This is a genomic window from Staphylococcus arlettae (assembly GCF_002902345.1).
Classification (GTDB): Bacteria; Bacillota; Bacilli; order Staphylococcales; family Staphylococcaceae; genus Staphylococcus; species Staphylococcus arlettae.
Map to the genome: position 1 here is coordinate 244,536 of NZ_PPQB01000012.1, position 22,261 is coordinate 266,796.

Below are 22,261 nucleotides of genomic sequence, written 5' to 3' on the forward strand. Positions count from 1 at the left end.
ACTCAGTCTATTATAATAGGTGGTATAAATTATACAATATGCAATATACAGCTATTCGTCCTTTATTGAACATGTAGTTCGGAATTGTCTATTAACTACAAAGAGGTGTTAACTATGGCCGAAGATAGACGCGTCAGAAAAACACGTACTGCCATTAAATCAGCCTTTATCGACCTATTACGTCACAAAGACTTAGATAAAATTACAGTACGTGATATTACCACTGCCGCTGATGTGAATCGTGGTACATTTTATTTACATTATGAAGATAAATATTTATTACTGAGTGATATGGAAAATGAATACTTTGCTCAACTCTCTTCAACATTACTTACTACCGACGACTTTTATGTAGGTATGGACGTTACGGAATTTGCGCGTCTCTTTACCGAAAAAAAGCTCAAAAAAGTAATTTATCATATCAATGATAATGCTGAATTTTACCAAACACTTTTCCGACTCGAACGCCGCAGCCAGCTAGAAGAGAAAATAAGTCAATTGATGTATGACAATATGTCCACGAACCTAGCACCAAATGGTAATATCGACGGCATTCCGATTGATTACTTTCACAGTTATGTCGTTGGTGCCCTATTATCCTTTATAAAATACTGGGTGCAAGATGATTTGCGAATGCCGCCAAATGAATTAGTAGATAACCTATTTAAAATCGTCTTTAATGGGCCATTACGACTGATGGCTAAAGAACAATTCAAAATTGATGGTATTTAATACTAATAACTCTCGATAATGATTTTGTTATCGAGAGTTGTTAATTTATAATTTTAAAAATGAGAAAGAACTAACTGAAACCTCTAGACCATATAAATGACTTGTCAGTACCTTCTATAACCAAAACTCCTAACTGGATAGCGTACTCATGACACCTTAACATTTTCACTCCCTTAGCACATTGCCCCTTTAACTTGTATATTAGTTATCAAAATTTTTTTCTTGCAAAATAATTATAAAGTAGCTATTATAGACATTAAATATCTATAATAGTGAGGTTTACACATGAAAATTACGAAGGGGTCAGACTATGCTTTACACGCACTCGCGTATTTAATTGCTACCCAATCATCACAAGCAGTCAATGTACAAACATTAGCAGAAAAATTAAATGTCTCAGTAACATATCTATCTAAAATACTGACACAACTAACAAAAGCTAATGTCATTAAATCATCATCTGGTGCTAGAGGTGGTTATTCGTTAGTTCAGCAATGGGAAGATATTTCAATTTATTCGATTATCACTGCCATAGACGGCCATCAAAGTGCCTTTGAAGACAGTTTTAATCATGGTCCTGAATGCAAGATTCAAAAAATTATTGTCTCTGCTGAAGATGAAATGACTAAAGCATTACAAGAAAAAACTTTAAAAGATTTAATATAAGTTAAATCTTTTTTTGTTCCTATTATAGATATTAAGACTCTCTAATATACGAAAAGGTGGTTATACAATGTTTGATGTTATTATTATAGGTGGCGGCCCTGCAGGTTTAGCAAGTGCGCTCACTTTAGGTCGCGCCTTAAAAACAACATTAGTGATAGACAATAATAATCCTAGAAATAAAGTGACGCAAGCATCTCACGCATATCTTACTCAAGACGGTATCTCACCAGAAGCATTACGCAGCAATGCCGAGCAAGATGTTAATAAATATGAACATGTACAACGTGTATTAGACACTGTGACACATGTCGAACAAGCAACTGATCATTTTATAATTCAAACTGAAACAACAACATATTATGCACGTAAACTCATATTAGCCATGGGCTTAAAAGAAATATTACCTGATATTACAGGGACGCAAGCGTGTTATGGCACATCTCTATTTTACTGTCCTTGGTGTGATGGCTATGAATTACGTAATCGTTCACTCATTGTTTCTGTGCCAGCTGCTCAAGTTAGACATATGAGCAAGCTCGTGCTCAATTGGTCCCAAGATATTGTAGTGCACGTAGCTGATGATGCTTCCTTAGATGATGAAGATAAAGCTTATTTAAATAGTAAAGGTATCCACCTCATCACTAGTGCTATAACAGAATTCCAACATAAAGAAGGTCAATTAACTGCCGTTTCCTTTGCTGATGGTACATCAATCAATCGTGACGGTGGCTTGATTGGTATTGAAGTTAATTCTTATTTTGACTTTTTACAACCATTGCAATTACAACGTGAAGACAATGGCCGTCTCACAACTAACAATTTCGGTGAAACTTCTGTTCCCGGTGTTTTTGTAGTAGGCGAATCTAAAGACATCATGCCATCGCAACTTATTGATGCCGCTTCGAGCGGTAATACAGTAGCCAAATTCGTAGCAATGCAATTGATTGTAGACAATGATTAAGAACATTAAAAACCAAGATAGACACAGTTCATGTGTTTACCTTGGTTTTTATAGGAGATTATTTTAAAAATCGCTGCCGTTATAGGATAACGTTCGACATAAGAATGACTATCAAAACAACATCACCTATAACTTTTTAGGCATATCACTGTGCCGGTACTATATATCTATAATAAACTAACACTATATTAGTTCGAAAAACATAAAAAAGAAGGTATTACAATGCAAATATTAGATGATTATTTCATACTCTTTGATGAAGCACGCTACAGTGAAGAAAGTTTCCAACAATTAACAGACTTGTTTAGTGAAGATATTGTGTTCGTATTAAACGGCAAATCATTTCAGGGTAAAACAGCGTGGCAAAACTTTGTACGAAGTGTCTTTCAAACCAATAAAGATTTAAAACACATGCACAACGGCTGGATCAAGCAAGAAGATGGGTCATTCCAAACTCAGTGGGCTATTTGTGGTAATCGTTTTGAGTCAGGCGTCTATACGCAAGAAGGTGTTGATATTGCGCGTATCAATGAAAATGGAATGATTGCTTATTTAGAAAATAAACCAAATGATGCTCAATTATTTTCCGGGCAATAATATAGTAGTGACTATTTAACTACACAAATGAGGTGTGAAACTGTGAAAAAACATATTGAAGTGGTAGCGGCTGTCATTATCGCTGACCAACAAGTACTTTGTGCCCAACGCAGTGACTCGATGTCTTTACCCTTATTATGGGAATTCCCAGGTGGCAAAGTCGAACCTGGAGAATCTAAAAGTACTGCTTTGAAACGTGAAATTAAGGAAGAGCTATTATGTGACATTGTGGTCGAAGATAAGATTACCACCACTACTTATGACTATGATTTTGGTGTTGTACATCTCCATTCATATCATTGTACTTTACAAACACAAGCCCCTACTTTAACTGAACACAAAGCGATGAAGTGGCTCAATATCACCGAACTCCAACAATTAGCATGGGCACCCGCAGATATTTCAACTGTGAATATGATCAGTCAGTTTTATTAGGTTGTATATGTTCATCGTATTAATATTATCTTGCTATAGCAAAAGACTGGGACAAAATGGATTCGTCTCAGTCTCTTTTCATTTGTTCAGTCTATAATCACATCTTTACCTGCTGCACGTAATGCTTCTAAACCTGCTAGCATCTTATTGATTTCTTCATCAGAGTGTCTTTCCCAATCAGCTAATTCAGCTACAATTTTAAGTGGTGCTGTTGAACGATATGAACGAGTTGGGTTGCCTGGGAATTTTTGATCAGTCACATTAGGATCATCTTCAAAATCTCCCAAAGGCGTTACAATATATATCCGTTCTTGGTCTTCTTCACCTTTAGCCGTAGCTAATTCTGCTCCCCACTTTGCTGCTTCCAATGTGCCAGTAAAATAAATATGCTTTAAGGTAATATCTTTAAAATTCGACTTAAATCCAGGTTGCAATAAGTCGCCGACAGCTAACCTCGCTTTAGTTCCGTGAAAATACAGCGTGTTTTCAAACGCTTTGAGTTGCTCATCCATAACACCACTCCTTAACACTAGATTGCATCTAGTATAGTATGTAAATGTTATAAATAGTAGACTGCAACTTTCTACATATTTATAGTATAATTAAAGTGCAGAGGAATAGTTTTTATTTATCTGACAATATGTAAACATTCCTGATGGTTGCAACAATGTATATTAGCTATTACTAGAATGCTCTACTTCAGTCGATACTACGTTTTGCGCTGCCTCAACTTGACAACTTCCACCTGCGCCATACCTATTTGGCTTTTTATTCCCACGCATAATCAATACTATCCACGTATAAAGTGTGACTAATCCAGCAAACAATGTACCAAACACACCAGCCAACACTAAAGCTTTGAGCACACCTATTGTTTCAGTTTGAGTAGCAACTGCGATAATACCTAACACAAAAACGATAGTCCCAAAAGCTGTAATGAAACCACTGATATGTGAAATAATAGCTAACAGCATAGTACGATTGGAATCATGTAACCGTCTCACTTTTACTGTAAAAGTAGGGATGATTAAGAAAAGTGCAAAAACACTACTGAGCGTACCCACTGAAAATATCCCTAACAATGAAGTTATTAAAAAGTTAATCCAAAAAGGATGCCAAAAATCAGAACGTGATGCTCTCCCTTTAACATCTAGAAAACGGGTCCAAAATGCCATGTAACTTTGCATAATTTGTATTGGTAAACTGTTCATAGTTTGTCTCCTCACAACTTGTTACTAACAGTATACAAATAATAATTATTCATTACAAATTAATTTTAAAATTTTTAAATTTTAATTATATTTAAATACTCTATAGAAATATTCAATCATTACATTCCTTTATCTTTATATTGTTTTATTTTAGTTTGTAATAATTCCACATCATTTTCTAAGCCTAATACATGCATTTTTCTATGACATGTAGGGTCTAAAGCAACGGCATTATCAATACTATCCTCACCTTGTTTTGCCAACCAAATTACATGATGACATTCCAAATAAGGTTTACCATTTTTATCTTTAAAGGGCGCAGGTTCACCACACAAATCACAATACCCGTCTGCACGTTCTTTCACATGGGCAGCAACATAGTTATTTCTTTCATATACCGTCGTATATGCTTTCCTCTGTCCGACCTTTTTAGCTTTTTTCGCACGTTGATATAATTCTTCACTTCCTAGTTTATAGGCCTGATTTTCTTGTTGTATCTCTTTATCTTTATAGAATGTTTCTGGTATAACATACTCATTATCATTGAAAGAGAGTGGGAAAATATAAACTTTCCTGCCGTTTTGTTGCTCTGTATAAGGAGTAGCACACAATTTTACTTCTCCTCGAAAAGTATGCTGACCTGAATCAAATGTTTCAAATAAATATACTTTTATACTCAAATCATTTGATTCAAGTAATGTTCTATTCTGAGTTGATTTAAGGTCTTGATCCCCCTGTTGTCCCATACCTGTATAATGCATTATTTGGTTTCCATGCTCATCAATATAACTTTTATCCTCATAAATAGGCTGATTTTTTGAGTGATCTGAAAACAATACAAGTGCATTAGTTAAATGTGAGCGTCTCATACCACCTTGACCAGAACATTTAAATATATCTTGAATAACTTGATTATTGTATATATTACCAACTTTCAATTGGCTTATTGGTCCTCTGTTTTGTTTCAACCACTGATTAAGTTCTTGTTCATCATAGTAATACTTACGTGATTTGACGGTTATAATTTTTCCATGTTCGTTCCATTTTTTAAATGCCCCATCATCAATTTTTAAAGCTTTTTTTACTTCTTGTTTCGTTAGCCATTGTTCCACACTATACGCCCCTTTATCTATAAAACCATCAATTGTCACCATTTAATTAATCGAACTTCTAAATGATTATAATAATATTTAATTTCATTTAAAAAGTCTTTTATTACTTAGGATTTTAACATATAATTTAACACTTTTTTCTACTTCTAAATATAATACTTAATGTCATGGAAAACTTTTATCTTATTGCATAGAACTCAGGGTATACACATTAACATTGCCCCTCACATAAAAAAACTAGAATACTTATCTCCTGTATAAATCTGGAAATAAGTATCCTAGTACTGGTATGGGTTATTTACTTGTTTGGCTAAGGAGCGCTACGTCACCTTAATTCGAAAGGTAATAATGAAATGATTACAGCGCACCATTTAAGAATTGGGCTTCACCATTAAAGAAGCTCCAATCATCGTCAGTGTTTTCTATTAAGCTAAACATAATATCTGCTTTACGTATGCCTAATTGACTATGCAGTTCACTTACTAAGGTTTCATAGAATGATAGTTTTTGTTGTTGTGTTCTTGGTCTAGTAATAATAGTGAAAACAACCACTTCCTCTGTACGTGTGACGCCTAAGCCTGTATCCAAGATTTGCATTTCGTAAGGTTCATGTTGATTGACGATTTGATATCTGTCACCTAATGGCGCATTAAATGTTGTTAGCATGACATCATAAGAAATATCTAATATTTGTTGAATTTCTGTTTGTGTGCGACCTTTTATTACATCAATTTTCATTAACGGCATAGGGCCACGTCCCTTCTTTAACATTTTTAGACACGATTTTGCGATGTGCATTTATGAATAATAGCTTTAACCGTAGTTTTGATAATTTCTTTGCTGGGATTTAAAATTTGTTGTGGGTTAAACAACGATGTATCTTCATTGAGTGTTTGTCTTAATTGATTACTCCATGCAATATTAATTTCAGTATTAAAATTAATTTTGGCATGACCTAAATGTATGGCTTTTAATAAATCTTCATCTGAGATGCCTGACGCACCGTGTAATACTAAGGGTAGATCTAACGCATTTTGTATTTCTTTCATTTCTGCAAAGCCCAAATTGGGTTCACCTTGATACTTTCCATGTACAGAACCTAGTGCTGGCGCCAACGTATCTAGCTGTGTTTCTTTTGCCAATCTCAAACAGTCATTAAAATCTGCATATTTAACATTGCCAATAACACCATCTTCATTACCACCAATTGCCCCTATCTCACCTTCAACTAGAACATTATGTTGATGTGCATAATCGACAACTTCTTTAGTTTGTTTTATATTTTCTTCAATCGGTAACTTCGAACCATCAAACATGACAGAATCATAGCCTGCATCTACTGCCTTTTTACAGTTGTCTACGGTTAAACCATGATCTAAATGAATAATAACAGGGACAGTTATGTTCATAGCCTTCACTTTGTCTTTAATGACTGAACATATAAATTGATATCCACCTAGAAATTCAATAACTTTATCGGTAGTTCCTACAATAATAGGTGAACGTGTATCTTCAGCAGCTTGCAAAATACTTTCAATCCAAATTAATCCATTGACATTAATTTGAGGTATCGCATATTGTTCATCCTTGGCTTGTTGTATAAATGACTTCATTTATGAGCGTCCCACCTTTCTACCTGTTTATAATTTTTGGGGTTGATTCGTTTTTAGTGACTCTTGACATTTTAAAGCGATTTGTTGTGCTTTATAGCCGTCTTCAATTGAACATAAAACGTCTGTATCATTGAGAATAGCATCTATAAAATCATTCATCTCTACTTTATATGCATCGCTATATCTTTCTAGGAAAAAATAAGGTGGACTATCTCTTCTAATACCATCTACACGATGATAATTTAACGTTGAAGATTGCTCGTTTCCTACATCAATCGCGCCATTATCACCTAAAATTTCGATACGTTGATCATAGCCATAAACGCTTCTACGACAATTTTCAATCATAGCAATTGAGCCATTTTCGAATTTCAGTGTAATTAGTGCCGTATCAATATCGTCATATTCTGCGATTTCAGGATTAACCAAAGCATCACCTGAAGCATACACTTCTACGATTTCTGATTGCATTAAGTAGCGTGCCATATCAAAGTCATGAATCGTCATATCCATAAACAACCCACCAGAACGCTTGATATATTCAATTGGTGGTGGCTCTGGATCTCTCGACGTAATTCTTAATGTTTGAATTTGACCTAATTCTCCTTCACTCAAAATAGAATGTAGTTGTTTAAAGTTCTTATCAAACCTTCTATTAAAGCCCATTTGAAGCTTTATGTTAGATTTTTTAACCGCTTCAACCGCTTCTTCTGCTTCTTCCAAGGACATACTGATAGGTTTTTCACAAAAGATATGTTTACCTTGTGCTGATGCTTCTTTAATAATATCTACATGTGTATCTGTTGGAGAACAAATAATTATCGCATCAACTTCTGGATCATTAATAATGTCTCTATGATCTTTAGTTTTATTTTCAATACCTGCTTGTGCAATCCATTCTTCCATCTTGTCGCAGTTTAAATCCGAAATCCATTTAATTTTTACATCTTTATGTGTCTGCAAATAGCTGATATGCAACTGTCCAATTCTACCAGCACCAATTACTCCAAATGTAAGTGTCATAATTTTCCTCCTTTTAAGCTATACCTAGTGGTGAAAATAAGATATAAGTACCAATTACTACTATTACGATAATCGCACCAACTACATATCTATATTTCCACGGTGTAATATCTACTTTTGCGTAATTTACATTGAAATCAAATTCATCCGATGGTTTCCATTTGTTAAATAATAGAACTATGAATAAATCAATAAAGAATAATACACTTAATACATATAAGTAGTGTATGTCTGTTAACAATACTTTTGAAAGCGCATACATAATAATGTGTAAAATAAACATCACTTTAGCACCTTGCTGTGATGTCCTTTTAACGAAAAATCCTACTAGTATTAATACTAATAATGGCATATTGTAAATACCGTTAAATTCTTGAACTACAGCGTACAAACCTTGTGGGAAGATTGAAATCATTGGCGCTATAATTACTACAACAACGCCGACAAGTATCGTTACGATTCTTCCCATTCTAGACACTTGTTTATTTGTAGCTTCTTTATTAATTACTGATTTATAAAAATCTAGAGAGAATAAAGTTGCTGTACTATTTAATGACCCTACAAATGAACTAAGAATTGCTCCAAAAATCACTGCACCAAACAACCCATAAGCCCAACCTGGTAATACTTCATTTACTAACATAGGATATGCATTATCAGGATTTGTGACTTTATCGCCTAACATATTAAAAGCAAGTACTCCTGGGAATACTAAGAATAATGCGCCAAAAATTTTAAATATGCCGACAAACATAGCCCCTTTTTGCGCTTCTTTGAGGTTTTTACCTGCTAATGCTTTTTGAACTATCATTTGGTTAGTACACCAAAAGAATAAATTATTGAAAAACATACCAAAGAATAATGTTGGCCAAGGTACGATATCAGAGTCTATTGCACCTAATGAATTTAATTTCTCCGGTGTGTTTTGCACAACTTTATCAAATCCATGTAACAGACTACCATTACCAAAGAGAATCAAACCTAAGACAGGTATGGCGAGTCCTCCTATAATGAGTCCAATACCATATATAGAATCACTGTGTGCACTTAATGACAGACCACCGATAAACAAATAAATTATTCCGAAAATTCCGATAAATGTTGATATAAGTACCACAGCCGTCATATCACTTATATTTAACATTTCACTAATATTGAATATTTTATTAAATACAAGTGCACCTGAATATAAAACAACTGGTAAAAATGACACAACATATGTAAATATGAATAATAATGATACCAATCGCTTAGTAAACGTATCAAATCGCAGTTCAATAAAATCTGATATCGTATCTACACCGTATCTAAAATACCTTGGTAAAAATACCAGCGCCAATATTACTATGGCTACTGCTGCTGTTACTTCCCATGCCATAACTTCCATACCGGCCATAAAACTTTGACCGTTTTGACCGACTATTTGTTCTGTAGATAGATTTGTCATAATGATAGTAGAAGCAATTGTAAAACCGGTTAAACTTCTACCACCCATGAAGTATCCATCAGAGTTTTTAGTGTTAATTTTTCTACTTCTTAAAAATGCATACAACCCTACTAACAGTATTACTACTATAAATGAAATCCCTGCAAATAAACTCACGGCAATTTCCCTCCCTTGAGGTATAGATCACTCTAACCTGTTATATAACTACGTTATTACAAATATTAGACATGTATTCTTTTGCTTTTTTGGCGTATTTAAATGGATTAGCTATTGATGGATCTTGTTCGGCTTCAACTACAATCCAACCACTATAATTTGAGTTGTATATTTTATTTAAAATGGGTTCAAAATCAATAATGCCGTCTCCTGGTACAGTGAACATACCTTTTCTTACACCTTCTAAAAAACATTGTTGTTCTTTTTCTATTGCTGCTTTTACTTCTTGTCTCACATCTTTAAAATGAATATGCTTAATTCGATCTTCATGCTTGTTAAATATTGCTAGAGGATCTTCTCCAGATACCAAAAGGTGACCAGTGTCAAATAGTAGGGAAACATTATCTTTGCTTGTTCTCTTCATTAACTCATCAATTTCTGCTGTTGTTTGTATACCTGTCCCCATATGGTGGTGATACACAATTTCCATATCTTTCTCATGAGCTAATTGTCCTAATTTTTCCAAACCGTCTATCAAGCGTATCCATTCTGCTTCAGTAAAAATCGGCTTATCTTTAAATAAGGCTTTATCTAACTTTCCTTGAATACTGTTACCTTGCTCTGACACTACGATTACTTTAGCACCAAGTGCATGTAAGAAATCTCTATGCTCAATAAATGCCTGTCTCGTTACTTCATAAGGAGCAGATGTTAAATATAAGCTAAGCCACGCACTTGCTACTGATAATCCCCGTGCCTCTAAATAATCCTTTAATACTTCGGCATCTTTCGGATATTTATTGCCTATTTCAGTACCTTCATATCCTGCTAATGCCATTTCACTAATACATTGTTCAAATGAATTTTCATGGCCTAATTCAGGCATGTCATCATTTGTCCATGCAATTGGTGCACATGCATAACGAATGTTTCTAGTCATTTTATTCACCTCATAACTTAATTATCTGTTTAGACTCAAATGATTCTTGCATAGCAATGGCAACTTCTGTACTTTTCAAGCCGTCCACACCAGTAATAGTTGATTGTTCTTTATTCTGAATTGAATTCACAAAGGTATTTAATTCATTTACAAATGCAAATTTAAATCGTTCAGGAAAATGGCCTGAAGTAGGTCTAACAACACCGTTTTTATCATATAGTGTTACTAAGTTTTTTTCCGGTGCATTACCGATACGAATCATACCTTCAGTACCAATAATTTCCGTTTCGACATGATAACCGTGCTGCGCATTACGACCAGCTAAAAAGTAAGCAATGGTTCCGTCTTCAAGTTCTGATAAACATGCTCCCGTTTCTAACTCTTCACAATCAGATAATTCAGGTGCGGCGATGTTATTTCCTAGGGAATAAACGCTTTTAAATTCCGAGCCAGTGAACCATCTTACTAAATCGATATCATGGATCGACATATCTAAAAAGATTCCACCACTGGCACTGTTTTTGGCAAATTGAATAAAGCTATCAAGACCTGCACTTGGGTCAATACCGTAACAGCGCATTGCTGTAATTTTACCTAGGTCACCATTGTCTACAGCTTCTTTGGCATATAAATACGATTCATCGAAACGGCGCATAAAGCCTAATTGAAAGACTTTATCTGGATGCTTATCAATCTCAGTTACGACTTGTTTAATATGTTCTAACTCTAAACCAATGGGTTTTTCAGAGAACACATGCAAACCTTTTTCAAGTGCTTGCGTGATTTGCACGGCATGAAAACCACTCGGTGATACTATAACGACAGCATCTAATTCATCATTTCCAATCATTTCATTGTATGATTTATAACAATGTTGAACACCTAATTGATCTTTTGCATATGCGAGTTCCGCATCCACTACACTTGCAACGGCATATAATTCGGCATTTTTAACATGATTTACTATATTGGAAGCATGCACTTGCCCTAATCTACCAAGACCGACTTGTCCTATTTTTATCTTTGTCATAGTTGTACCACCTATCTTAATAATGTTTCGCTGTTTTCATTGTTTGTGCTTTTTGTGAAAATGCTTCTTTTATTGAAGGTTTGTCACTATGCTCAGAAACTCCGACATTCCAAAAGGACTCATAGCCGTCTGTCATAGTTTTAGGCAACGTTTTAATGTCAATCAACGTAGATTTAGTCTCTTGCTTAGCCTGCTCAATCGCTGTTGCTAACGACTTCGTATCATTCACCTTATAAGATTTGGCACCATAACCTTCAGCCACTTTTTGATAGTCTATATTTAGTGGTTGACCGTTATAATCTGTGAACTCTGTGCAGAAGCTTTCACTTCCATTGCCCATTTGTAAGTTGTTAATACAGCCAAAGCCACTATTATCAAATAAAATAATATTGATTTTACAGTTATACTGCAGTGCTGTTATGAGTTCGGTATGCAACATAAGGAAGCTACCATCACCGACGAGTGCATAAACTTCTTTATTAGGTTCTGCAATTTTCGCACCTACTGCGGCAGCAATTTCATAGCCCATCGTCGAATACCCATATTCCATGTTGTATGTGTTGAACGCATCTGTTTCCCATAATCGTTCTAAATCACCTGGCAAGGAACCTGCTGCGGCAACAATGATTGCATCTGGTGCAATCGTGTTATTCACTTCAATTAACGCATTTGTTTGTGGCAACTCAGTTTGTAATGCTTCCACATATTGTTTCATTTTGGCTTGATCAAACTGATCCGCAATTTCAGGTGTAAAATCGTCACTGTTAATATTGACAGTCGCCAATCTCGCACGTTCATTTGACCATTGCTGTTTAATATCAGAAACTAGGTCTGTTATATCGAATTGATAGTCATTTAATGCATCCTTGAGTTTAAGCACTGACACTTTCGCATCACCTACGACTTGTGTTGCATCTAACTTGTATGCATCCACCCTATTGATATTAATATTTATCAATTTTGCAGTGTCGAAATTAATAGCGGTCTTGGAACTCGTTGTAAAATCGGAGTACCTCGTGCCTATACCAACAATGACATCAGCCTCTTTAGCATAGATATTAGCCGCTAAATTACCTGTCACACCTAATCCACCTAAATTTAATGGATGAGAAGCCTCAATTGTTGATTTACCAGCTTGTGTTTCAGCCATAGGAATGTTGTGCGTTTCAATCAGTTGTTTGATTTCTTTTTGTGCTTCAGAATACTTAGCACCACCGCCAACGATGACTAATGGCTTTTTAGCAGTTTTCAATATGTTACTAGCAAGCTCAATCGCACGTTCAGACGGCTCTAATCTATCTACATAATGGACACGCTTTTCAAAGAAGGTTTCTGGAAAATCAAACGCTTCACCTTGCACATCTTGACTTAATGCCAATGTAACTGGTCCTGCCGTCTGTGGGTTGGTCATTACTTCAAATGCTCTAATAAGTGCTGACATAATTTGTTCTGGTCGTGTAATGCAATCAAAATATCTAGATAATGGTTTAAGCGCATCATTTGTTGTTATACCAATACTTTGGGGATTTTCTATTTGTTGTAATACTGGGTCTGGTTGACGTGTCGCAAACGTATCTCCAGGAAGAAATAGTACAGGGATATGATTGGCTGCCGCAGTACCTGCAGCTGTTACAACATTGGCAGAACCAGGACCAACAGAACTCGTCACTGCAAAAATTTTCTTTCTTAGCCTTTGTTTACTAAAGCCAATCGCAGTATGTGCCATACCTTGTTCATTTTTACCTTGAATAATTTTCAATTCCTGTTGATATTTTGATAATCCTTCACCCATACCAAGTACATTACCGTGTCCGAAGATATTCATTACACCTTCTACAAAACGTGTTTCTTCGCCATCAACATAAATATATTGTTGTGTTAAAAACTTAACGATTGCTTCTCCTGTCGTTAATCTCACCGTATTGACCATTTTTGCACCACCTTAAGATTGTTCTTTAATTAAGTCTTCGATTTTTTCTACAGTAGGCATAGCTTCTGATGAACTGTGACTACTAACTACGATTGCTGCTGATGCGGCACCATATTGCAGTGCTTCCTCCACACTTTTGCCCTTAACATATGCATAAATAAAGGCTGCGGCATATGAGTCTCCTGCACCAAATGTTTTGACAACATTTGCTTTAAAGGCTATACCTTCATATATATTTCCGGCTTTATCAAATGCAAATGAGCCTTGTACACCATGTTTGATGACTACTAAATTAGGGTTTTTAGTGAATAGCACGTTGCTAATCTCTTGGTCTGACAATGCTTGATAACGTTCAACCATGTCGAATTCATCTCTTGTACCAATAACAACATCTGCTTGTTCAGCAATTAATTCATAGTAGATTGACGTTTCTTCTGTATTTCTCCAATTATATGGACGATAATCTAATTCAAAAATCACTTTAACATCATGTTTTTTAGCAAGTGCTAGTGCTTTTAACACAGATTCTCTCGAAGGTGATTGTGCTAAAGCCGTTCCAGAAATGAGCAAATATTCCGAATTTTTGATGTATAACTCATCTACATGTTCTGGAGCTAAAAATAAGTCTGCAACTGCTTCTCTATACATTAAAATGCTAGATTCTGTAGGACTTTTAATTTCAGTAAAAGTTAAACCAATTTTATGTCCTTCTTCATCGACATGAATTTGTGATGTATCAACACCGACTTCATTAAAGTAATTTGTGACAAATCGACCATGTTGGTCATCAGAGACATTGGCAATCATGCCAACGTCTAATCCTAGCTTTGCAGCACCAATCATGATATTTGCTGGAGAACCACCCACATATTTACTAAATGTTGATGTTTCTTCCATGGGTCTATTAATTTCTTTTGCATTTAAATCGACTGCAGCACGACCTATTGCTACGATATGTTTCTTATTAGCCATTTACGAGCACCCCTTTTATTTACGATCAATAATCCATTCATGGTCTGGTTGATTATAAAATTTCCAAACCTTTTTAGGCCCTGCCATAATATTTAAATAATAGCCATCATAACCATCTGGGACAGCTACTGGATGATAGCCTTTAGGAACTATCACTACATCACTATTTTCAACTGCCATTGTTTCATCAAGTGATAAATCATCTGTATACACTCTTTGAAATACAAAACCAGTACGTGGATTCATTTCATGATAATAGGTTTCTTCTAATAATGACTCATTAGGTAAATTATCCTGGTCATGTTTATGTGGCGGATAGCTAGACCAATTACCTTGATCTGTATACACTTCTACAACTAATAATTTCTCACTCGCTTTATGTGTATCTGGTAAAATGTTGTGTACATGACGTTTGTTGGAATATTTCCCTCTATCTTCAATTGAATTTTCACTTGCAGGTATCAATTGTGTCTCTCGAACTTCATCCGCAGGTGCATAGCATAAAATGACTCTTGCATCTGTAACAGCCTCTATTGTTATATTATGCTGTTTTGAAATGTAGACACTATCTGTTGGAATTTTTTCAAATACAGAATCTCTCGTGCCGATATGTTCAAATGTATTAGTACCATCTGACACTGTAACTTTACCTGTTAAGGCTACAATGCATAATTCAAAATCTTCTGTTGCTTCCTCATAATTGCCACCGCTTTTAATATCTAGTACTTTCAAGCCGATATAATCTAGATTAATATCATTGGGTTGCAAATCGTGAATGACTTGTACATCATCACTTAATGGATGATGTACAGGTTTATTTAATAAATGAGCCATTTCTATCTTCACTCCTTAAAATTGTGGTTCTCCGTGACGTGCTGTAACAACTTTTCTGTGAGTATAAAATTCAATACTATCCTTACCATTAGCATGTAATGAACCGTAGAACGAAGATTTCCAACCTGAGAATGGGAAAATCGCCATTGGTGCAGGGACACCTAAGTTAATGCCTAACATGCCTGCATCAACATTTTCTCTAAAGTATCTGATTGATGAAGCACTATCAGTAAATAAGCAAGCACCATTGGCAAATTCAGATTGATTAGCTAAAGCAATGCCTTCTTTTAAACTATCTACTTTAACAAGCGATAATACAGGCGCAAATATTTCATCCTGCCATAACTTCATATCCGTTGTAACATCTTCGAAAATGGTTGGTTTAACGAAATATCCATCTTCATTGTTACCATCTCTACCATCCAGCACTAATTTAGCACCTTCTTTTACACCCTCATCTACATATTGTAATGTCTTCGCTTTATTTTCTTCTCTGATAACTGGACCTAAAAATACATTGTCCTCAATGCCATTACCAATGACAATATCTTTAGATGCCTGCACTAATTTTTCTTTAAATTCATCATAAACATTAGATTGTACTGCAATGACAGCTGCAGCCATACAACGTTCACCTGCTGAACCAAATGCTGCACCGATAACATCTTTAACAGCTGTATCAATATCGGCATCGTTTAAGACAATCGTATGATTTTTAGCACCTGTTAAACATTGCGCACGTTTTAAGTTCTCTGTTGCTTTTTTATACACATACGCGCCAACTGGTTTAGAACCAACGAATGACACGGCCTTAATATGTTCATTTTCACAAATGCCATTAACCACATCATGTGCGCCATGAACAACATTGAATACACCTTTAGGGAAGCCTGCAGCTTCAACTAATTCAGCTAGTTTGTTAACTAATAACGGTGTTTTTTCTGATGGTTTAATTACAAAGGTATTACCTAACGAAATCGCCATCGGGAACATCCAACATGGCACCATCATTGGGAAATTAAATGGCGTAATTCCACCAACAACCCCTACAGGATATTTATAGCTTGTACCTTCAATATTCGTTGCAATACTTGATAACGAATCACCCATCATTAATGATGGTGTACCTGCTGCAAATTCAACATTTTCAATACCACGTTGTACTTCACCTAATGCTTCAGTTGTATTTTTACCATTTTCTTTAGTAATGATTGCTGCGAGTTCATCTTTATTATCTATGAGTAATTGTTGTAACTTAAATAGCAAACGCGCACGTTTCGGAACAGCAACTTCTTTCCATTCTTGAAAAGCCTCATGTGCTATTTGTGCCGCTTCATCTAACTCTTTACGTGTAGATACGGGTACCTTTGCAACAACTTCTTTAGTTGCAGGGTTTAATACATCCAAAGTTTCTGTACTCTCAGATGCTTTCCACTCACCATTAATATAGTTCTTTAAGATTTCTGCCATTATAAAATCCTCCAATCATTTTATGAGTAACCGCTTACAAAAATAGTCAGACAATAAGTACTTTTTGGTTAACTATTGGTTACTTGTTGAAAACATCTTATAATAACGTTAGAATAATGTCAACTTTTGAGTAACTGTTTTAGTTTTAGGTTGTTTATACAACTTAAATTGGGTATATTGTAATAAATGGGGGAATCATATATGAAATCTAAACGTATTTATGAAATTGAAACTTTCATAAAAAATAATAAAACAGCGTCAATAGATGAGTTGCGTGAGACTTTTAATGTTTCAACCAACACGATTCGACGTGACATTAATCAACTTGTGGATATGAATGTCGTAAAAAAGGTATACGGCGGTATCGAACTTATTGAAGAAAATCATAGAACTGTGGATTATTACCAACGAAATGTTAAAAACTATAAATCTAAAAAACGTATCGGTAAACTTGCAGCTAAAGAAATTGAAGCTTATGACATTATCTATATTGATACAGGTACTACAACAATACATATATTAGATTATGTCGATAAAAACTTACCGTTTACGATAATAACTAACAGCTTAGACATAATGAATAAAGCATCACAGTTTGAGTACGTCACATTATATATTATTGGTGAGAAATACAAACCTATCACGCGATCCTTTATAGGTATTAGCGCTAATATGCTGTTAGAAAAATTCAACATTAGTAAGGCCTTTATGGCAGCAACGGGTATCAATGTCCAAAATGGACTATCCAATTCTGAAATGGAAGAAAATTTAATCAAACAATATATTACAGGTAAATCAAAAGAAACTTATGTCTTAGCTGATTACAGTAAAATGGGAAAATCCACTTTATTAACCTACTGTCCTTTAAATAGTATTAGTAAGATTTTCACTGATAAAATCCCTCCCAATGATATTAATGATTATTGTCACGACCAAAACATCACAGTTCACTTTTAATATTAATGCTTAAAGTTCATCAATCGTTTGTAACTATACGTTTTTACAATTAAAGAGTTTAAGTCATTTCTCAAAAAAGCTAGGGAATCAAGTACAAACACACTTGATACCTAGCTTTTTTTGATATTTACATACCATCATTACTTAACTAAAAAAGAGAAGACTTTAACAGTCTCCTCTTCACCTCTCGAAATTTTCGCCCATTTTTATCATAGTGATTTATCAATTAACAATTTAGTGATACTCAAATCCACTGTTATCTGGGTCTACATTGATGAAACAATATTTTGCTATCATTAATGAATTTCAATTTGATACAAGTAACCTTGTTTATCAAAATAAACATTATAATAGCTATCATTAGTTTCATATCGAATAAAAGTACCTACATCCCCTGGGGTATCACCTTCTGCCAAAATTGCATTACTTTCATGAGCTTGTTTAAAAACTTTTTTAGAAATCGTATCAGGCTTAGTATCAAAACGTAACATTACTACTTCATCGTTCTCATTAAAGTTAACAGTAGTATCATACACTGTTTTTGAATGATCGAATTCATTTGAAGCGTTTGGATCTACTTTATAGCCATTGATCGATACATTGTCATATTTCAAAGCACGGACAAAGTTATAATCTTGAGTAAACGAAGGATCATAAGTTGTATATCCCTCATAGTTATACCACGGTGTTTCCGCTTTTAAATTAGTACCACTTTCACTACTAGCACCACCTTCACCATATCCCCATTTTTGAACTTGTTCTGCTGCTTGTGCATTAGCATTACTAGTCGTAATGTATGCTGCTGAAGTACCTACAATAAGCGTTGAGACAACAACAGTTGATGAAAATAACTGCATTACCTTTTTCATAGCAAATCACTCCTGTTTATAATATCTCAATTGGCAGAGTGTAATTATTCACTTTAATAGTACGCTTATTTGCTATAATTGCAAGTAAATATAAATTTTATTGATAATTGAAAACGAATTTTGTTTTTATAGCTATATTGTAAAACACATTATAAAATGTTATAGTGATGTCACTACATTACAGGAGAGGAGAATTAAAATGACAGCTTCTATGAGACTAAGACAAACTTTTTTGAATACAAAACTAAATTAATTCAAAAAAGGCTGTCCGCAATACACACTCATAGGTGACGTATGTCATTTTTTATCCTTCGCTAGGAATAATAACACTTTCAAATACAATAGCATCGCAATAATTTTATGCGACCGAAAGTGTAATGTGAATGAGACGGGAGAGGCCTGTCTCATTTTTTGCGTACACGTCCTTTAACATTACAAGGAGTGTATAAACATGGAACAATATACAATAAAATTTCACCACATCATTCATAAATTAACAGATTCGCGATCACTTCACATTGAGCACCTATATGCTTATCAATTTGAAAAAATAGCATTGATTGGAGGTAATGGTACAGGTAAAACTACGTTACTCAATATGATTGCTCAAAAAATTGTACCTGAATCAGGAACTGTTGAAACTGACGGTGCTGTTCAATATTTTGAACAACTTAACATGGACGTGGAAAATGATTTTGACACCTTAGATGGTAGCTTAATGAGTGAACTCGGGATTCCTATGCATACCACTGACAGTATGAGTGGTGGAGAAAAAGCTAAATATAAATTAGCTAATGTGTTATCGAATTATAGTCCAATCTTACTTTTAGATGAACCTACGAATCATTTAGATAACTATGGTAAAGATTATCTTTATAATATTTTAAAATATTATTATGGCACGTTAATTGTAGTGAGTCATGACAGAGCGCTCATAGATCAAATCGCTGACACCATATGGGATATACAAGCAGACGGTACAATCAGAGTGTTCAAAGGGAATTATTCACAATATCAACAACAGCGCGAACAAGAACAGTTAGAACAACAACGTCAATATGAACAATATATAAGTGAGAAACAAAGGTTATACCAAGCTAGTAAAGCTAAACGAAAACAGGCGCAACAGATGTCCCAAGCATCTTTAAAACAAAAAAACAAAAGTATAGAACCCGATCGTTTAAGTGCTTCAAAACAAAAAGGATCAGTGGAGAAAGCTGCTCAAAAACAAGCGAAACACATTGAAAAAAGAATAGAACATTTAGAAGAAGTCGAAAAACCACAAAATGAACACGGCTTCCATTTTCCACACAATAACATTTATGATATTCATAATAATTATCCAATCATTGCACAAAATCTAACATTAAGACAAGGCAATCAAACATTGTTGTCGCATGTACGCTTTCAAATACCTTATGGCAAAAATATAGCGTTAGTCGGTGCAAATGGTGCCGGTAAGACAACTTTACTTGAAGCTATTTATCAGCAAATAGAGGGTATTGAGTGTTCTCCCAAAATACAAATAGCTTATTACCGTCAACTTGCTTATGAAGACATGCGTGACGTTACTTTATTACAATATTTAATGGATGAAACGGATTCATCCGAATCTTTTAGTAGAGCTATTTTAAATAATTTAGGGTTAAATGAAGCACTTACGCGTTCTTGTAAAGTTTTGAGTGGTGGCGAACGCACTAAATTATCGTTAGCAGTGTTGTTTTCAACACAAGCGAATGTATTAATTTTAGACGAACCCACTAACTTTTTAGACATTAAAACATTAGAAGCATTAGAATTGTTTATGAATAAATACCCAGGTATCATTTTATTCACGTCACATGATAGCAGATTTGTTGAGCATGTAGCAGACAAAAAATGGGAACTAACAAAACAGTCCATTTATGATGTAACTTAATTTATAATATTGGCAGTGATTTGGCCCACTTCTGCGAGAAGTGCACTAACATAAAATTACAGGCTAAGGCACATACATTTTGTATGTGCCTTTGTTTTATTTACTGACACGATATTACTACCTCCCTTAAGCATAATTAGAAATATTCAATAAGCGCTTGCTTGATATCGCGCTCTAAGGTTTATGCTTGTAATATATTCAAAGGAGGTTATATAATATGGGCAAATTTAATAGCTTAACAGACAAAGTTGTAGTTATTGCTGGTGGTGCTAAAAACCTTGGTGGCTTATTAAGTACTACGTATGCTAAAGCAGGCGCTAAAATAGTAATCCATCATCACGATGAACATTCGTTAGCCGATGCAAAAGCTACACTGTCACAAGTCGAAGATTTAGGGGGTCAAGGCACACTATTCTCTGGTGATTTAACTAAAGTTGATAATGTCCAGGCATTATTTCAACATGCTGAAAACACCTTTGGAAAAATTGACATCGCAATTAATACCGTAGGAAAAGTACTGAAAAAACCGATTGCTGAAACGACTGAAGCCGAATTTGATAGCATGTCAGACATCAACGCAAAATCAGCGTATTTCTTTATAAAATATGCTGAGAAGTCGATGAATGATAATGGTAAAATCATCACCATAGCTACCGCATTGCTAGCTGCTTATACAGGTTTCTATTCAACTTATGCTGGAGGGAAAGCACCTGTCGAGCATTATACTCGTGCAGCATCAGCAGAGTTTATGGATAGAGGGATTTCTGTTAATGCAGTAGCGCCTGGTCCAATGGACACACCTTTCTTCTATCCTCAAGAAGGTGAAGATGCTGTGGCATTCCATAAATCCCAAGCACTCCATAATCAACTGACTAATATCGAAGACATTGCACCGATTATTACTTTTTTAACTTTAGATGGTTGGTGGATCAACGGACAAACCTTATTTGCAAATGGTGGTTATACGACACGTTAGATAATTTTAAACACTAGGGAGGCCATTTTGATATGAATTACTTTTTAGCACTATATAAAGGAAATGAAACAGAGATCAAAATTATTTCAGAAGAAAGTGTGCTAGACGACAAAAACGTATCTTTATCGAACAATGATTACGTGAAATCTTTAGCTAATGAAATCATAGAACTATCTCATCAAAATAATTTATTCCACAATGATATTCAACGCATTGGCTTACAAATAGATGACCCTGAACGCATAGGTTATATCACTGTAGAAACATTAAAAGATGATATGGAATCAACATTTGGCTTTGAAGCTATCATTCATAATAACTATGACGATTTACTTTCCCAACTTATTAAATAAACACAAAGGGGTTGGGACAGAAATTAAAAAGATTTCGTCATCTCACACTGATAAAATGA

The 22,261-nt window shown here is 34.7% G+C and carries 23 protein-coding genes; 9 read left to right on the forward strand and 14 right to left on the reverse strand.

The genetic code is table 11. From position 1 onward, the window contains the following. Positions 1-114 precede the first annotated feature (114 nt). From CD036_RS07120 to CD036_RS07140, 5 genes are all read left to right on the forward strand, one after another. On the forward strand, positions 115-732 hold the full coding sequence (locus tag CD036_RS07120; RefSeq protein ID WP_103388297.1) for a TetR/AcrR family transcriptional regulator: 618 nt from the start codon (positions 115-117) through the stop codon (positions 730-732). Between the two features lie 285 nt (positions 733-1,017). After that, positions 1,018-1,398, forward strand: coding sequence for an RrF2 family transcriptional regulator (locus tag CD036_RS07125; protein WP_103388298.1), 381 nt, complete (start codon positions 1,018-1,020; stop codon positions 1,396-1,398). A 67-nt stretch (positions 1,399-1,465) separates the two neighbouring features. Beyond that, positions 1,466-2,359, forward strand: coding sequence for an NAD(P)/FAD-dependent oxidoreductase (locus CD036_RS07130; protein ID WP_103388299.1), 894 nt, complete (start codon positions 1,466-1,468; stop codon positions 2,357-2,359). Positions 2,360-2,581: 222 nt separating this feature from the next. Beyond that, a complete protein-coding gene (locus CD036_RS07135) occupies positions 2,582-2,956 on the forward strand; it encodes a nuclear transport factor 2 family protein (protein WP_103388300.1) in 375 nt (124 codons plus the stop codon). 42 nt (positions 2,957-2,998) lie between these two features. Beyond that, a complete protein-coding gene (locus tag CD036_RS07140; protein ID WP_103388301.1) occupies positions 2,999-3,391 on the forward strand; it encodes a (deoxy)nucleoside triphosphate pyrophosphohydrolase in 393 nt (130 codons plus the stop codon). 86 nt (positions 3,392-3,477) lie between these two features. Here the strand turns inward: CD036_RS07140 and arr are convergent, their stop codons facing one another. From arr to CD036_RS07205, 13 genes are all read right to left on the reverse strand, one after another. Beyond that, positions 3,478-3,903, reverse strand: coding sequence for an NAD(+)--rifampin ADP-ribosyltransferase (gene arr / locus CD036_RS07145; RefSeq protein WP_002509964.1), 426 nt, complete (start codon positions 3,901-3,903; stop codon positions 3,478-3,480). 162 nt (positions 3,904-4,065) lie between these two features. Next, a complete protein-coding gene (locus tag CD036_RS07150; protein ID WP_103388302.1) occupies positions 4,066-4,602 on the reverse strand; it encodes a DUF805 domain-containing protein in 537 nt (178 codons plus the stop codon). 119 nt (positions 4,603-4,721) lie between these two features. Continuing rightward, positions 4,722-5,756, reverse strand: coding sequence for an SRA domain-containing endonuclease (locus CD036_RS07155; RefSeq protein WP_103388303.1), 1,035 nt, complete (start codon positions 5,754-5,756; stop codon positions 4,722-4,724). Positions 5,757-6,071: 315 nt separating this feature from the next. Further along, entirely contained in the window at positions 6,072-6,461 is a 390-nt protein-coding gene (locus CD036_RS07160; RefSeq protein ID WP_002509967.1) for a tautomerase family protein, read from the reverse strand. A 26-nt stretch (positions 6,462-6,487) separates the two neighbouring features. Next, complete coding sequence (gene fba, locus CD036_RS07165) at positions 6,488-7,327, reverse strand: class II fructose-1,6-bisphosphate aldolase (protein WP_021459534.1); 840 nt, start codon at positions 7,325-7,327, stop codon at positions 6,488-6,490. Between the two features lie 27 nt (positions 7,328-7,354). Further along, positions 7,355-8,353: an inositol 2-dehydrogenase gene (gene iolG / locus CD036_RS07170; RefSeq protein ID WP_197272602.1), complete on the reverse strand. Its 999-nt coding sequence runs from the start codon at positions 8,351-8,353 to the stop codon at positions 7,355-7,357. A gap of 10 nt (positions 8,354-8,363) precedes the next feature. Then, on the reverse strand, positions 8,364-9,953 hold the full coding sequence (locus CD036_RS07175) for a solute:sodium symporter family transporter (protein ID WP_021459536.1): 1,590 nt from the start codon (positions 9,951-9,953) through the stop codon (positions 8,364-8,366). A gap of 40 nt (positions 9,954-9,993) precedes the next feature. Next, a complete protein-coding gene (gene iolE, locus CD036_RS07180) occupies positions 9,994-10,893 on the reverse strand; it encodes a myo-inosose-2 dehydratase (protein ID WP_103388304.1) in 900 nt (299 codons plus the stop codon). Between the two features lie 10 nt (positions 10,894-10,903). Then, a complete protein-coding gene (locus tag CD036_RS07185; protein WP_103388305.1) occupies positions 10,904-11,923 on the reverse strand; it encodes a Gfo/Idh/MocA family protein in 1,020 nt (339 codons plus the stop codon). A 16-nt stretch (positions 11,924-11,939) separates the two neighbouring features. Continuing rightward, positions 11,940-13,853 (reverse strand): 3D-(3,5/4)-trihydroxycyclohexane-1,2-dione acylhydrolase (decyclizing), encoded by a 1,914-nt coding sequence (iolD, locus tag CD036_RS07190; RefSeq protein ID WP_103388306.1) that lies wholly within the window; start codon positions 13,851-13,853, stop codon positions 11,940-11,942. Between the two features lie 12 nt (positions 13,854-13,865). Further along, complete coding sequence (gene iolC / locus CD036_RS07195) at positions 13,866-14,825, reverse strand: 5-dehydro-2-deoxygluconokinase (protein ID WP_021459540.1); 960 nt, start codon at positions 14,823-14,825, stop codon at positions 13,866-13,868. Between the two features lie 15 nt (positions 14,826-14,840). After that, positions 14,841-15,659, reverse strand: a complete 819-nt coding sequence (gene iolB / locus CD036_RS07200) for a 5-deoxy-glucuronate isomerase (protein ID WP_103388307.1) — start codon at positions 15,657-15,659, stop codon at positions 14,841-14,843. 15 nt (positions 15,660-15,674) lie between these two features. Continuing rightward, a complete protein-coding gene (locus CD036_RS07205; RefSeq protein WP_103388308.1) occupies positions 15,675-17,129 on the reverse strand; it encodes a CoA-acylating methylmalonate-semialdehyde dehydrogenase in 1,455 nt (484 codons plus the stop codon). 201 nt (positions 17,130-17,330) lie between these two features. Between CD036_RS07205 and CD036_RS07210 the strand changes: the two genes are divergently transcribed. After that, a complete protein-coding gene (locus CD036_RS07210) occupies positions 17,331-18,086 on the forward strand; it encodes a DeoR/GlpR family DNA-binding transcription regulator (RefSeq protein WP_172606408.1) in 756 nt (251 codons plus the stop codon). Positions 18,087-18,382: 296 nt separating this feature from the next. Here CD036_RS07210 and isaB read toward each other — a convergent pair whose 3' ends face one another. Further along, positions 18,383-18,955, reverse strand: a complete 573-nt coding sequence (isaB, locus tag CD036_RS07215; RefSeq protein ID WP_103388310.1) for an immunodominant staphylococcal antigen IsaB family protein — start codon at positions 18,953-18,955, stop codon at positions 18,383-18,385. A gap of 451 nt (positions 18,956-19,406) precedes the next feature. Between isaB and CD036_RS07220 the strand changes: the two genes are divergently transcribed. From CD036_RS07220 to CD036_RS07230, 3 genes are all read left to right on the forward strand, one after another. Beyond that, positions 19,407-20,873, forward strand: a complete 1,467-nt coding sequence (locus CD036_RS07220) for an Msr family ABC-F type ribosomal protection protein (RefSeq protein WP_103388311.1) — start codon at positions 19,407-19,409, stop codon at positions 20,871-20,873. A gap of 217 nt (positions 20,874-21,090) precedes the next feature. Beyond that, the gene (locus tag CD036_RS07225) at positions 21,091-21,849 is read left to right on the forward strand and encodes an SDR family oxidoreductase (protein ID WP_002510376.1); all 759 of its coding nucleotides are present in this window, start codon (positions 21,091-21,093) and stop codon (positions 21,847-21,849) included. Between the two features lie 32 nt (positions 21,850-21,881). After that, positions 21,882-22,202, forward strand: coding sequence for a hypothetical protein (locus CD036_RS07230; RefSeq protein ID WP_002510377.1), 321 nt, complete (start codon positions 21,882-21,884; stop codon positions 22,200-22,202). The last annotated feature ends 59 nt before the right edge of the window (positions 22,203-22,261 follow it).